We start from the raw sequence: 13099 nt of genomic DNA, 5'->3' as shown, positions 1-13099 counted from the left end.
GATTGCATAATGCAATCACATCGGCATGATGTATCCCGTCAAATGGAGGGAAGCAGGATATGGCCAAGCTCGTATTTGGTATGAACCAGTCTCTGGATGGCTACGTCGATCATATGGCGTTTGCACCAAGCCCCACACTCTTCCGCCACTTCATCGAGGAAGCGCGCGGGCAGGCGGGCAGCGTGTACGGCCGCCAAATGTATGAGATTATGCGCTACTGGGACGATGAGCACCCTGAATGGGACGCGGACGAACGGGCCTTTGCAGCAGCATGGCGCAAGCAGCCCAAATGGGTCATCTCGCGCTCGTTGACGTCTGTCGGCCCAAACGCCACGCTTGTCGGCGACGATCTTGAGGTCGCAATCCGAAGGTTGAAGGCAGAACATGAGGGGGAGATCGAGGTCGCCGGGCCGGTTCTGGCACAAAGCCTCACCGAGCACGCCTGATCGATGAATACCGAATCTACCTGCATCCTGTCGTGCTTGGTCATGGCAGTCCGTATTTCGCAGGGCCTCGGCCGCGACTGCGCCTTGTAGCGCATGATCGGATTGCTGAGGATGTGCTCAGATTGACCTACGTTCCTGCGTGAGACGTAGATCGTGGGATAAATCTCGACCATAGGCGACGCCGCACATGGTGTAAGCTCACTTTGTCGGCAGCTCTTATGGATGCCCCGTTCAAACGGAAATTTCTTCTCCTATTAATTCTATCAAAATAATAGAATATCTGTTCGAAGCGGTTTCCGCTCCATAATGTGCCGTCCAGTCAAACGGGCGAACATTCATGAGCAAGAGAAACCACTTCATTGCCTTCAAGGTGAATCACCGGGGGAACCAACCGCCGGGCTTATGGCGTCGTTCTGCCCCATCCTGTTCGCGGCATCGAGCCGATCAGACGCTCGGAGGCTAAGCCGGCCTTCGGCGAGGCAGCATGAGGCCAGCGTAATTTCCAAACACGGCTCAGACCGTTGAACATCCCCTGCCCACAGACCTCACGCTCCATCTTCGATGCGGGCGAGGGACAATCGTGTGCGCGTCAGGAAGAACTGAGGAGCATATCCGATGAACACATCAGCGGGGCCGGCCCTGGAAGTCAGAAACGTGTCCCTGTCCTTCAAGGGCGTGAAGGCGATTTCGGACCTGTCGTTTCAGGTCGAGCATCACGAAATATGTGCGCTGATCGGTCCGAACGGCGCGGGAAAAAGCTCTCTTCTGAACATTCTGAACGGCGTTTACGTGCCGGATTCGGGCGAAATCGTCTTCGAGGGTGAACATTTCCGACGCATGCAGCCGCTTGAGGCGGCGCGGCGCGGCATCGGTCGCGGTTTTCAGAACAACGCTCTCTTTTCCGGCATGAGCGTACTGGACAACGTCATCGCAGGCCTTTCGAGACATTCGCGGGTGACGCTCGTCGAGGAAGCATTCCGCCTTCCCCGCGCGCTTGGGCAGGAGCGGGCGTTTCGCCAGCGAGCACACGACGTCCTCCAACTCTTCGATCTCGAAAAACACGCGGAAACCATCGTCGGCACGCTGCCGTATGGCGTGCAGAAAAAAGTGGAGATTGCGCGCGCCATCGTCGCGAAACCCCGTCTTCTCCTGCTCGACGAGCCGCTCGCCGGCATGAACTCCGCGGAAAAGCAGGAGGTCGCCGCCGTCATCGCGCGGCTCAACAAGGAGCTGGACCTGACCATCGTGCTCATCGAGCACGACATCGGCATCGTTCTGAAGCTTGCCCATCACGTCGTGGTGCTCGACTACGGCCGCAAGCTCGTCGACGGTCCGCCGGAAACCATTCGCGACAACCCGGATGTTATCGCTGCCTATCTCGGTTCCGAACACGCGGAGGTCGCCGCATGAACATGTTCCTGGAAACCCTGCTTGGCGGTCTGCTCGCGGGAACCATGTATTCGCTCGTCGCGATCGGTTTCGTACTCATCTACAAGGCGTCCGGCGTTTTCAACTATGCGCAGGGCTCCCTGCTGCTCTTTGCCGCGCTGACCTTCGTCGCGCTCACCGACCAGGGCGTCCCGGCACTCGGCGCTATCGTCATCACCATCGCCCTGCTTGTCCTCACGGCGATCGCGATCGAAAAGCTGCTGCTGAGACCGCTCACCAACCGCAGCCCGATGACGCTCTTCATGGCGACCCTCGGCCTATCCTACCTCGTTGAGGGGGTGGCCCAGGGCATCATGGGATCCCAGGTACGGGCACTCGACCTCGGAATAGAGGACCTGCCGATCTTCGTCGGCGATATCATGATCAGCCAGTTCGATCTCATCGCGGCAGGCGTTGCGCTAGCGATCGTTGTCGTCCTGTCGCTGCTGTTCAACCGCACCCGCATCGGCATCCAGTTGCGCGGCGTGGCTGACGATACCCGCGCAGCACTTTCGTTGGGGATCGACATCAACCGCATTTGGCAGATCGTCTGGGCGGTCGCCGGTCTCGTGGGGCTTGTCGCCGGCCTTTTGTGGGGTGCGCGCCAGGGCGTGCAGTTCTCGCTCTCTCTCGTCGTGCTGAAGGCGCTGCCGGTCCTCATCATTGGCGGCTTCACCTCGATCCCCGGCGCCATCGTCGGCGGACTGATCGTCGGGGCAGGGGAGAGCCTGGCCGAAACCTATATCGGCCCCTATCTCGGCGGCGGCATCACGCCCTGGTTCGCCTATGCGCTGGCCCTCGTCTTCCTTTTCATCCGCCCCGCCGGCCTGTTCGGCGAACGACAGATCGAGAGGGTCTGAGCCATGTCCGAGATCAACCTGCCCGCCGCCGCGGAACCTGTCGACAGCATCGGCCTGAAGGCATTGGGCGCCGCCGCTGCCGTGGGACTGTTGCTTGCAGCCCCCTTCCTCGCGTCGGAATACTGGATCAACGCGATCATCGTGCCGTTCCTGATCCTGTCGCTTGCCGGGCTGGGCCTCAACCTGCTCACCGGCTATGCGGGGCAGCTGTCGCTTGGCGCAGGCGCCTTCATGATGGTCGGCGCCTACGCCACCTTTTCGCTGCAGCTGCGCGTGCCAGATCTGCCGCTGCCGCTTGCGCTTGTTGTTGCCGGCCTCATCGCTGGTGCGGTCGGTCTGGCCTTCGGCATTCCCTCGACACGCATCAAGGGTTTCTACCTGATCGTCAGCACGCTGGCCGCCCAGTTTTTCTTCGAATGGCTTTTCCTGAAATTTCCGTGGTTCTACAACGGCAATTCCTCGGCGACCATCGCGCTGTCTCGTGGCCTGTCCTTCTTCGGTCTCGAGGCGAACGGACCGCATGGGCGCTATTACCTCACGCTCGGCATTGTCGCGCTGCTCACGCTCCTGTCCCTCAATCTGATCCGCGGCCAGACCGGGCGGAACTGGATGGCGATACGCGACATGGATACGGCCGCTGCGGTCATCGGCGTGCCGGTCTTTCGCGCGAAGCTCCAGGCGTTTGCCGTATCCAGCTTCATCCTGGGTATTGCCGGCGCGCTCTGGGCCTTTGCCTATCTCGGATCGGCCAGCGTGCAGAGCTTCGGCCTGACGCGATCGTACCAGATCCTCTTCATCATCATCATCGGGGGGCTGGGAACCATTCGCGGCGCCTATCTCGGTGCCGCCTTCGTCAGCCTCCTGCCGCTCGCGCTCGACTGGCTGTTTCAGCATCTTTTCAGCGGCCATGTCGATGCGGGCCTGCTCCAGAACATCCAGAAAGCCATCTTCGGCATCCTCATCATCTGGTTCCTCATCAAGGAGCCCGAGGGGCTGGCGCGGTTGCTCGGCTTGCGGCGGGCACAGGGTGCACGCCGCCGTCTCTTCCCATCTTGAACCCAGGAGTTGAACCATGAAACATCTGCTTGCCGCCGTGCTTCTCGCGGGCACCGTCCTCTCCGGCATGACATCGGCCTCGGCCGGTGAAGTCAGTCAATACATCCCTCTACCGACCTATCGCGTCGGTGCCTATGCCTCATCGGGTGAACTATGGTGGGCCGGCGAGCGGGATTATTTCCGCTACATCAACGAGGTCGAGGGCGGCGTCGAGGGCGTGAAGCTCAACTACGAAGAGTTCGAAACCGAGTGGAGCCCAGACCGTACTGTCGAAGTCTACGAGCGGGTCAAGGCCGGAAAGGATGGCTCGCCGCTCGCCTTCTTCTTCACCCATGGCACGCCTGCGACCTATGCGCTGCTTGAAAAGGCTGCTGCCGACAAGATACCGCTGATCGATCCCGCCGGGGGCAAAACAGAGACGGTCGATGGCACCGTCTTCCCCTATGCCTTCCCGCTTTTGTTTAGCTACTACAGCCAGGCATCGACCGGCATCAACCATATCGCCAGCAAGGTCGGCGGCTTCGACAAGCTCAAGGGCCTGAAGATCGCCACCGTCTATCACGACAGCGCCTATGGCCGCGCAAGCCAGCCGGCCGTCGAGGTTCTCGCCAAGAAGTACGGCTTCGAGAACATCCAGATTCCGGTCGCTGATCCGGGCAACGAGCAGTCACCGCAGTGGCGCCAGATCCGCGAGGAGAAGCCGGACTGGATTTTCCTGCGCACCTGGGGCGTCTCGACGGTCGTTGCACTGAAAACCGCGCAGCGCTTCGGCTTCCCGGCAGACCACATCATCGGCGACGTCTGGGCTGGCTCCGAATCCGACGTCATTCCGGCTGGCACGGCGGCGATCGGTTATTCGGCGCTGGCGCCCTATCCGGGTGGCACCGACTTCGAAATCCACAAGCGCCTGAAGGCGGAAATCCTCGACAAGGGCAAGTCCGACCTGCGTGACCAGAAGCTGTTCGGCGCGGTCAACTACAATATCGGCCTCGTCAACGCAGCGCTGGCCGTCGAGGCGCTGCGCACCGGTTACAAGCATTTCGGTGCCCGGCCGTTGAACGGCGAAGAGGGCCGCTGGGCTTTCGAACATCTCACCATCGATGACAAGCGCCTGGAGGAAATCGGCTTCAAGGGCCTTCTCCAGCAGATCCGGATCACGCCGACCGATCACGAAGGCGGCGGTGCGGCACGTATCCAGAGCTGGGACGGCGAGAAATGGGTTCTCCAGACCGATTGGATCAAGGCGGACCACGAATTGCTCAATCCGCTGATCAAGGAGGGGGCGGCCGCCTATGCCAAGGAAAACGGCATCACGCCGCGCTCGCCGGACACCGAAACCAATTGATCCACAGACGCGGGTGTGGCGGCAGAACCCGCCACACCGTGCACCGGCAACAGGAGAGAAACATGTTCAGGACATTTTTACGCGGTGCGATCGCCGTCGCTGCCTCCGCGCTGGTCTTCACCAGCACGGCTCAGGCCGTCGACACGACGCCGGGACCGGACAGCGACAAGCAGTTCTTCCCGATCGCCAGCTATCGCGTCGGCCCCTATGCGGCCTCCGGCGCATCGATCTGGGCGGGCATTATCGACTACTATCGCTACATCAACGAAGTGGAGGGCGGCATAAATGGCGTTCCGATCGTCTGGCAGGAGTGCGAGACGGAATGGACGGCCGAAAAGGGCATCGAATGCTACGAACGCTTCAAGCGCGGCCTGAACGGCGCACCGATTGCCGCCTATTTTCCGAACGGCGCACCGGCGGCCTATGCCCTTTCGGACCGTGCAGCAGATGACAAGATCCCTCTCGTGACGATGGCCTATGGCCGAACCGAAGCGACCGATGGACGCGTCTTTCCGTATATCTTCCCCGTCATGGTGACGTTCTACAGCGAAGCGTCCGCCATCGTGAACTATATTGCCGAGAGGGAAGGGGGTTTCGACAAGCTCAAGGGCAAGAAGATCGCCACCGTCTATCACGACAGCGCCTATGGGCGGGAAACGCTCGATCCGCTGGCACTGTTTGCGGAAAAATACGGTTTCGAGAATATTCAGATTCCGGTCCCCGATCCGGGCAGCGAGCAATCCTCACAATGGCGCCAGGTTCGTGAACAGAAGCCGGATTGGGTCTTCCTGAGAACATGGGGCGTTTCCACGCCGGTCGCCATCAAGTCGGCACAGCGCTTCGGCTTCCCGGTCGACCGCATCATCGGCGATGTCTGGGCCTCCTCGGAGGAGGACGTCATTCCCGCAGGCGACGCCGCAAAGGGCTATCTCGCCTTGACGCCCTATCCGGCAGGCGCCGATTTCGAAATCCACAAGCGTCTCAAGCAGCACATCATCGATACCGGCAAGTCGGACCTGCGGGATGCCAAGGCATTCGGCAGCGTCTATTACAATTCCGGCCTGGTAAACGCGGTCATCTCGGTCGAAGTCGTCCGGCAGGCGCAGGCGAAATTCGGCAACAGGCCGATCACCGGCGAAGAAGGCCAGTGGGCGCTGGAACACCTCAAGCTTGACGATGCCGCGCTGGAAAAAGCCGGCTTCCTCGGCCTCGTCCAGAACCTCCAGCTGACGCCCGCCGATCATGAGGGCGGCGGCGCGGTGCGCGTGCAGCAGTGGACCGGCGAGAACTGGCACCTCGTGAGCGACTGGGTGCAGGCCGATCGGGCAGCGCTTCGCCCGCTGATCGACGCCAAATCCGCAGCCTATGCGAAGGAACACGGCATCACGCCGCGCGATATCGGCACCAATTGACCCCTATGAGCGGGGCGGTTTGCCGCCCCGTTCTCCTCATGGAGAGACAAGATGACCCTTCAGCATGCACCGATCGCTCCCGCCGCTCGCCGCCTCCTAGAGGTCTCGGATATCGAGGTCGTGTATGGCGGCGCCATTCTGGCGGTTGCTGATGTTTCCCTGGCCGTCGGGGAGGGGGAGATCGTCGCCCTGCTCGGTGCCAACGGCGCCGGAAAGAGCACCGTGCTGAAGGCGGTCTCCGGTCTTGCCGCGGCCGACAGGGCGACGGTGCGGCGGGGGCATGTGCGTTTCGACGGACAGGACATTCTTGGAATCGCCGCAAATCGCCTGGCGAAACAGGGGATCGTGCATGTGCTGGAAGGCCGCCATGTCTTTGCGCATCTGACGGTGGAGGAGAATCTGCTGTCTGGCGCGTTTCTCCATCGTCCGACGCGCAAGGAACTGCTGCGCCGGGTCGACGACATCTACGCCTGGTTTCCGCGATTGAAGGACAAACGGCGAACCCTGGCCGGGCTTACCTCCGGCGGCGAACAGCAAATGCTGGCAATCGGCCGTGCTCTCCTCACGCAGCCGCGCCTCGTGCTGCTGGACGAGCCGTCGATGGGCCTCGCCCCCAGGATCGTTCAGGAGATCTTCCAGATCATCGTGCGCCTCAACCGGGAAAAGGGCGTCGCCTTCCTGCTCGCCGAGCAGAATGCCGCCCTGTCGCTTGCCCATGCTTCACGCGCATATATTCTCGAGAGCGGACGAGTTGCGCTCGCCGGCACATCTGCCGAACTGGCGACCCGTGACGATCTCCATCACATCTATCTCGGTGGGCCGGCGTAAGTGAGGAAGAGTACAATGTCTGCAAATCGAACCTCGCCAATAGTCGGTTAAAGGCGTGTCGCACTTGGAAATAGAATCTGCCCTTGCGCTCATCAAAAGTCACATAATCAGCATTATGGAACATTTGCTCTAACGACGTAATGGGCCGCGTCCGCATCTGTAAAACGAACCCCAAAGATTCCCAAACGAACCGAAAACATCCGCAACGAGAACTCCAAATATTCCTCAACGTGTAAAAGCATGGGTTTTCAACGCGTTGTACGGCGTCGCTTTGTGCTGATTTTTAGGCGTAATTACGGAGGGATTTTCGGAACCGGTTCTCAATCCAACACTGAATGACGGCCCCAGTTCTGACTGCGACTGTTTCAGCAGAGTTAAACGATTCGTTTAGTACGTCCCCTAGCCATTCCTCAACTCCTGGATTGTAAACGTCGGCCAGCTAGCACTTTACAGGGACGTGAAATGCAATCAGACCAAAAATCCACAACGTATGTGATCGGCCGTTGCGACGGCTTAGTCCCCGAGCTGCAAACCCTGATCAACTGTTTCATTGAGGGTTGGAGCTGGCCAAACCCGGAGTAGAAGGACGGCGACCCCGACGCACACTCCTTCGCTGATGATACACTGACTACGTGGTTCCAGGGAGTTAAGAAAATTCTGGTCCACGATCGCATGCCCTCGAACAATTGCCCAAGGACGACGACTGGAGCATCGCGCTTGGCGGCTTTCCAAGCCAGACGGGCCGGGTTCACCTGCTGGCGATCAACGACCGCAAGGCTTCGCGCTTTGCGTTTGCATCTCGTGCGCGTGGTAAAGCGGCTGCAACGGTCGCCGTTAAGCCTGCCGAGATGTTCCGCAGAGCGCCCTTAGGGGCAGCCCGTTACGCATAACGCTGTGGGAGACGGCTTTGGCGATGGGCCGGAGCTGGCGTCAGGAGATACGAGATCAAATGAACAATTCTGTTGCTCCGCAGGTGATCGTCAGCACAGTCTTGCTCACGTTAGAAGACGGTGAGCTTCGAGTGGTGCTTGCGCCGGGTGAGGCCGACGTTGATACAAGTGGGCTCGGTCTGTTCGATGAGCGCATTGAAGGAAATGAAGACCTCGATTTAGAGGAAATGGTTCGCCAATCGCTTGAACGGCGCGCAACGGTCACGGACGCATACATTGAACAGCTTGAAACGTTTTCTGGTGTCGTGCACGGCGTCCCGGAAAGGCAGACGGTCCAAGTTTGCTATATTGCGTTGGCACCAGAGGCAATTGTGGCTACGGCGCTACAGCGTTCAACGAAGCTTCAGACATCGTCGGTCGATGCCCTCCCTTCCCTGCCGTACCACGGAAATGCCGCGGTGTTGGCGGCCGTTGCGCATCTCCGTAACGTCGGACAATGGTCGATCATGCCAGCCCACCTACTCCCTCGAGAATTCACGATCTCCCAGTTAAACGCGGCATACGATGCTGTGGTTGGCACGACGTCATTCGGAGCGAACTTCCGGCAGAAGATTTTGAGAACGGACGTATTAGTTCCTGTAGGAGCAAGGCACACAGTCGGAGCTACCAAAAAATCCGAGCATTACTCGATACGCCCGGGTTCCTTTGATACCGGCATTCGCCTTTAGAACTGCAACCCTGCGATGCGTGCGCTTGAAACCGCTTTATACGGTAATAAACAGCCTGAAGTTTCTCGTGGGGAGTGGATCAACATGAAAGGAGAACACGTTTTCGCCATCGGCGACATTCACGGTCGTGCCGATCTGCTCGGTGCTCTGCTCGCGACGATAGAAGTTCGTGCAGGCGAAATGAACGTCGACTTCTCGATAGTTTTCCTGGGAGACATCATCGATCACGGCCCGCGCAGCAGGGATGCCGTGGAGATGGTTGAGGAAACCCTCGCCCGGACGCCAAGTTCAAGGCTTATCCTTGGAAACCACGACTGGTTTCCCTTGCGAATCCTACATGAATTGACGGGTGACCAGCAGAACCTTGCGCTTGATTTCTGGATAAGACAAATCGGCGGCCGGGCGACATTGCTCTCCTATGACTTCGATCCAGATACGTTCTCCGTTCGCGATCTCGAACGTCACTTCCCCAGGAACCACCTCGAGATATTCCACTCCGCCGCACGCTACGTGGAGCTTCCTAAGCATATCTTGGTGCATGCGGGACTGGCCCCCAACGTCTCCTTGGCGGATCAAACGCGCCGCAACCTGATGTGGATCAGAGAGCCTTTCCTATCGACGCCATACGACTTCGGAAAAGTCGTCGTACATGGACATAGCGTAACGCCATCTTTGGGCTGTGAGATCGCCCGGCACCGAATTGGCATAGACACGGGCGCATACAAGACAGACCGGCTTTCTGCGATCCACATCAAACCCGATGGCCACGTGGAGTTCCTGCAAACGAATTCAATGCTTACGGGCATCGTCGAAGACGTCGATCCAGTTTACGTCTGATGCGTTGTTGTGGAAGCTGTTCTGTCTGCTTCCGCCGAGGCTTGATTTCTACTTAGCGGTTTATCAGCTTCTTCTGTAAGTCGTCCATTTCTCCGATCGAGACGATGATGCACCATCTTCCCCAGCCGGCGACTCGGAAAAAGCGCTGGTAGGTATGCCAGAAATATGGCTGCCGCCGCGCTATCTTTTCGAGCGCTGAACCATCACTAATGGAGGTGTTACCCAGCCGCTTTGACATGACTTGCACAACCCGTGCTGTCTATCATCCAGCATGGTGGTCGTCGACAGCAAGTATCAACAGCACCGAGAGACATGCTGTCGATAACCGTAGAGGTGATCACTCATACTCCCCGTTTCTATGGCTCTAAGGCTCGCCACAATGGCGTTGCTGGTTTTCTCCATACAACCGGGATCACGAGTTCCCGAAAGGTGGGTTTCATATCTCGTGAACTATTCTCCTAAACCGGTTGGAATGCTTCTGCCTGCTATCGCCTCAAGGGGCTATATGCGGGGATGCCATATAGCGAAACCTCGGAGGATTTACATTGAGTTGGAGTATAGCAATCGCCTCATCCGAGGAAGGTCAAGTCGCACTACGTCTTATGCGACAATTAGGCTACGAACGTCAGCCATGGCCCGGCTCAGAGGATTACTTTCGGCCCTTCGGTGTTTATCGACTTGATTTGGTTCAAGCTTCGATGGGAGATTTCAACTCCCGAAAACGGATTTCATTGCGATATCCTGTCCACGATGGGAAAAGCATCATGTTCTTTGATGTAACGTGCGCGAGGCGTTTGACACTACTTGAGGCCGAATTGCGGTATCCACACCCTCATTTTAGCATCTACAAAGGTATGAATGACGCGGCAGATTTTGCCATGACGCGGCGCAAGCACTTTGTTCTTCACGTATTTGAAGTTCCGGCACTCGATCTGACGGCAATTTGGTTGCGCCACGCTAAAGAGCATTGGTTTTTAGAAATGGGCGCTGGCAAGGATGGTGCAGACGCTGTAACTGGTGAGGACTTTGAGGCAAAGGTCGTCGGGGAGGCCATCTCCCGATTGCGAATATCCGCGGAGCTTTCAGTTTTCGATCAAGACCCCGGTGCCGCCGACGCGGCCTGATAATCGTTCGTCTCCGAAGGGCCAGTCGCTCACCGCGAGCCGACTTTGCCGGCCAACTGCGGCACGACCCGCGATCGACGATTATAGTCGACAACCAATCAAGGTTCGAATCCCGTCTCCTCACCCGGATTAAGAGCGGTTGCGAGGCCGCGATCGCTCACTGTGGATGTCAATTTCCCTGTGACAACGAAGCCCGAGGTCCTCGCACTGGCTTTCCCCCATGGGGTGATCCGCTTGGAATGTTAGTGCATGATCGGTCTGCTGGCCACCGCTGGTGTTGAAGCTGGTCCGTTCTGGCGAGGCCAGACGGCTGTTTCGGGTGCCTGTGGCTTGTAGCCCAACGATGAGTGGGGCCGCACAGTGTTGTAGTGACATCGCCAGTTTTCGATGACGATCTTTGCCTCCTTGAGCGTGTAGGAGATTTCTCCGTTGAGCAGTTCGTCACGGAGCTTCGAGTTGAAGCTCTCGCAATAGCTGTTTTCCCACGGACTGCCCGGCATGATGTAGGCGGTCTTGGCTCCCACCGCCGTGATCCACTCCCGTAGCGCCTTGGCGATAACTTCCGGGCCGTTGTCTGAACGAATGTGGGTGGGAAAGCCGCGCAGGATGAAGAGGTCAGAAAGCACGTCGATGACATCGACGGCTTTCAGCTTTCTCTCGACCCTGATGGCGATAAATTCTCGCGTGAACTCGTCGATCACGTTGAGCATGCCGTTGTGCGTACGATCCTCGACGAAGTCGCAGGACCAGACATGGTTGGGATATTCCGGCCGAAGCCGGATGCATGAGCTGTCGTTCAACCACAACCGACCGCGCTTCGGTTGCTTGTGCGGCACTTTCAGCCCCCCTCCCGTCGCCAGATACGCTCAACCCGTTTGACGTTCACAATCCAGCCAGCCTGATGCAGCATCGCCGTGATGTGAATAGCCCCGAGTTTCGTAGACACCCTCGGGTTAGATTTTCTGCTGCTTCTCGAATTCGATGGGCGACAGCATCCCGTTCCTGGCGTGCTTGCGTTTCGGGTTGTAGAACATCTCGATGTAATCGAACACGTCCTGGCGAGCTTCATCGCGTGAACGGTAGACGTTGCGGCGTATCCGCTCTCGCTTCAGAAGATTGAAAAAGCTCTCGGCCACCGCGTTGTCATTGCAGTTGCCGCGTCGGCTCATCGAGTGAACCAGATTGTGGTGCTTGAGGAACGAGGCCCAGTCCATGCTGGTGAACTGCGAACTCTGGTCCGAGTGGATCAGCACCTTGTTCTTCGGCTTGCGCCTCCACACAGCCATGAGCAGAGCCTGCAATACGACGTCGGTGGTTTGGCGGCTCTGCACCGCCCAACCGATGACACGGCGGGAATAGAGATCGATGACGACGGCGAGATACGCAAAACCCTCGCAGGTCCGGATGTAGGTGATGTCTGTGACCCACGCCGTGTCCGGAGCCTCGACGTCAAACTGCCGGTCGAGCGAGTTATAGACGACGACGGAAGGCCTGCCGCCGTAGATGCCGGGGCGGCGTTTGTAGCCGATCTGCGCCTTGATCCCGGCAAGGCGTGTCAGACGTGCGACCCTGTTCGGACAGCACATCTCGCCCTGGTCGAGAAGGTCGTCGTGCAGCTTTCGATAGCCGTAGACCTTGCCGCTCTCCTCCCACGCTTTCAGGAGAAGATCGGTCTGCCGTTTGTCCTCGCTGGCTCGTCTGCTCAGCGGGTTCTTCAGCCAGGTGTAAAATCCACTCGGGTGAACTCGCAGGAGACGGCACATCGTCCGCACTGAAAACTGCAAGCGATGCAAGGCAATGAACGCGCACTTCACTTCGCATCCCTGGCGAAATACGCGGCCGCTTTTTTAGGATGTCTCGCTCCTCGGTGACGCGAGCCAGTTCCTTCTTCAGCCGCCTGATCTCCTCGGCCTCGTCGTTGCCTTTGGCGTTCGACGCACCAAACTTCTTCTTCCATTCATACAGGGAATGCTGGCTCACGCCGAGGCGCTGCGAAACCTCCGCAACCCGATAGCCTCGCTCCGTGATTGACGCACGGCGTCGCGCTTAAACTCTTCGCTGAAATTCGATTTGCTCATGATGCTCTTCTTGCCTCAAAATTAGGAAAGAACGCGTCTACAAATCTTGGGCTATTCAGGCGGCATT

Annotated in this window: 9 protein-coding genes and 3 pseudogenes; 10 read left to right on the top strand and 2 right to left on the bottom strand. The window is 58.6% G+C overall.

All coding sequences use genetic code 11. The features are described from left to right. Positions 1 to 59 precede the first annotated feature (59 nt). From MUU55_RS15435 to MUU55_RS15390, 10 genes and pseudogenes are all read left to right on the top strand, one after another. Positions 60 to 589: pseudogene (locus MUU55_RS15435) on the top strand (dihydrofolate reductase family protein). A gap of 472 nt (positions 590 to 1061) precedes the next feature. Further along, on the top strand, positions 1062 to 1856 hold the full coding sequence (locus MUU55_RS15430; RefSeq protein ID WP_244761647.1) for an ABC transporter ATP-binding protein: 795 nt from the start codon (positions 1062 to 1064) through the stop codon (positions 1854 to 1856). After that, a complete protein-coding gene (locus MUU55_RS15425; protein WP_244761646.1) occupies positions 1853 to 2734 on the top strand; it encodes a branched-chain amino acid ABC transporter permease in 882 nt (293 codons plus the stop codon). Before MUU55_RS15430 ends, MUU55_RS15425 begins: the two co-directional genes overlap by 4 nt. Positions 2735 to 2737: 3 nt before the next feature. Beyond that, on the top strand, positions 2738 to 3790 hold the full coding sequence (locus MUU55_RS15420; RefSeq protein WP_244761645.1) for a branched-chain amino acid ABC transporter permease: 1053 nt from the start codon (positions 2738 to 2740) through the stop codon (positions 3788 to 3790). Positions 3791 to 3806: 16 nt separating this feature from the next. Continuing rightward, positions 3807 to 5135, top strand: a complete 1329-nt coding sequence (locus tag MUU55_RS15415) for an ABC transporter substrate-binding protein (protein WP_244761644.1) — start codon at positions 3807 to 3809, stop codon at positions 5133 to 5135. Positions 5136 to 5197: 62 nt separating this feature from the next. Next, positions 5198 to 6547, top strand: a complete 1350-nt coding sequence (locus MUU55_RS15410) for an ABC transporter substrate-binding protein (protein WP_244761643.1) — start codon at positions 5198 to 5200, stop codon at positions 6545 to 6547. A gap of 51 nt (positions 6548 to 6598) precedes the next feature. After that, positions 6599 to 7375 carry an ABC transporter ATP-binding protein gene (locus tag MUU55_RS15405; protein WP_244761642.1) on the top strand — a complete coding sequence of 259 codons (777 nt, stop codon included), beginning with the start codon at positions 6599 to 6601 and terminating at the stop codon, positions 7373 to 7375. 949 nt (positions 7376 to 8324) lie between these two features. Then, the gene (locus MUU55_RS15400) at positions 8325 to 8993 is read left to right on the top strand and encodes an NrtR DNA-binding winged helix domain-containing protein (protein ID WP_244761641.1); all 669 of its coding nucleotides are present in this window, start codon (positions 8325 to 8327) and stop codon (positions 8991 to 8993) included. Positions 8994 to 9008: 15 nt separating this feature from the next. Beyond that, positions 9009 to 9830: a metallophosphoesterase gene (locus tag MUU55_RS15395; protein WP_244761640.1), complete on the top strand. Its 822-nt coding sequence runs from the start codon at positions 9009 to 9011 to the stop codon at positions 9828 to 9830. A 764-nt stretch (positions 9831 to 10594) separates the two neighbouring features. After that, a complete protein-coding gene (locus MUU55_RS15390) occupies positions 10595 to 10954 on the top strand; it encodes a hypothetical protein (RefSeq protein WP_244761639.1) in 360 nt (119 codons plus the stop codon). 242 nt (positions 10955 to 11196) lie between these two features. Here the strand turns inward: MUU55_RS15390 and MUU55_RS15385 are convergent. After that, positions 11197 to 11891: pseudogene (locus MUU55_RS15385) on the bottom strand (IS3 family transposase); the annotation flags it as partial. Positions 11892 to 11907: 16 nt separating this feature from the next. Then, positions 11908 to 13032, bottom strand: a pseudogene (locus tag MUU55_RS15380) (IS3 family transposase). Positions 13033 to 13099: the final 67 nt, after the last annotated feature.

This window comes from Shinella curvata (genome assembly GCF_022899935.1).
Taxonomy (GTDB): domain Bacteria; phylum Pseudomonadota; class Alphaproteobacteria; order Rhizobiales; family Rhizobiaceae; genus Shinella; species Shinella curvata.
Note: the sequence above shows the minus strand (reverse complement) of the source record. Positions and strands in the feature narration are given on the sequence as shown.

Excerpts from the sequence above, each read along its gene's own strand:
- MUU55_RS15430 (WP_244761647.1), top strand. The coding sequence starts at position 1,062 with ATGAACACATCAGCGGGGCCGGCCCTGGAAGTCAGAAACGTGTCCCTG.
- MUU55_RS15425 (WP_244761646.1), top strand. The coding sequence starts at position 1,853 with ATGAACATGTTCCTGGAAACCCTGCTTGGCGGTCTGCTCGCGGGAACC.
- MUU55_RS15420 (WP_244761645.1), top strand. The coding sequence starts at position 2,738 with ATGTCCGAGATCAACCTGCCCGCCGCCGCGGAACCTGTCGACAGCATC.
- MUU55_RS15415 (WP_244761644.1), top strand. The coding sequence starts at position 3,807 with ATGAAACATCTGCTTGCCGCCGTGCTTCTCGCGGGCACCGTCCTCTCC.
- MUU55_RS15410 (WP_244761643.1), top strand. The coding sequence starts at position 5,198 with ATGTTCAGGACATTTTTACGCGGTGCGATCGCCGTCGCTGCCTCCGCG.
- MUU55_RS15405 (WP_244761642.1), top strand. The coding sequence starts at position 6,599 with ATGACCCTTCAGCATGCACCGATCGCTCCCGCCGCTCGCCGCCTCCTA.
- MUU55_RS15400 (WP_244761641.1), top strand. The coding sequence starts at position 8,325 with ATGAACAATTCTGTTGCTCCGCAGGTGATCGTCAGCACAGTCTTGCTC.
- MUU55_RS15395 (WP_244761640.1), top strand. The coding sequence starts at position 9,009 with ATGCGTGCGCTTGAAACCGCTTTATACGGTAATAAACAGCCTGAAGTT.
- MUU55_RS15390 (WP_244761639.1), top strand. The coding sequence starts at position 10,595 with ATGTTCTTTGATGTAACGTGCGCGAGGCGTTTGACACTACTTGAGGCC.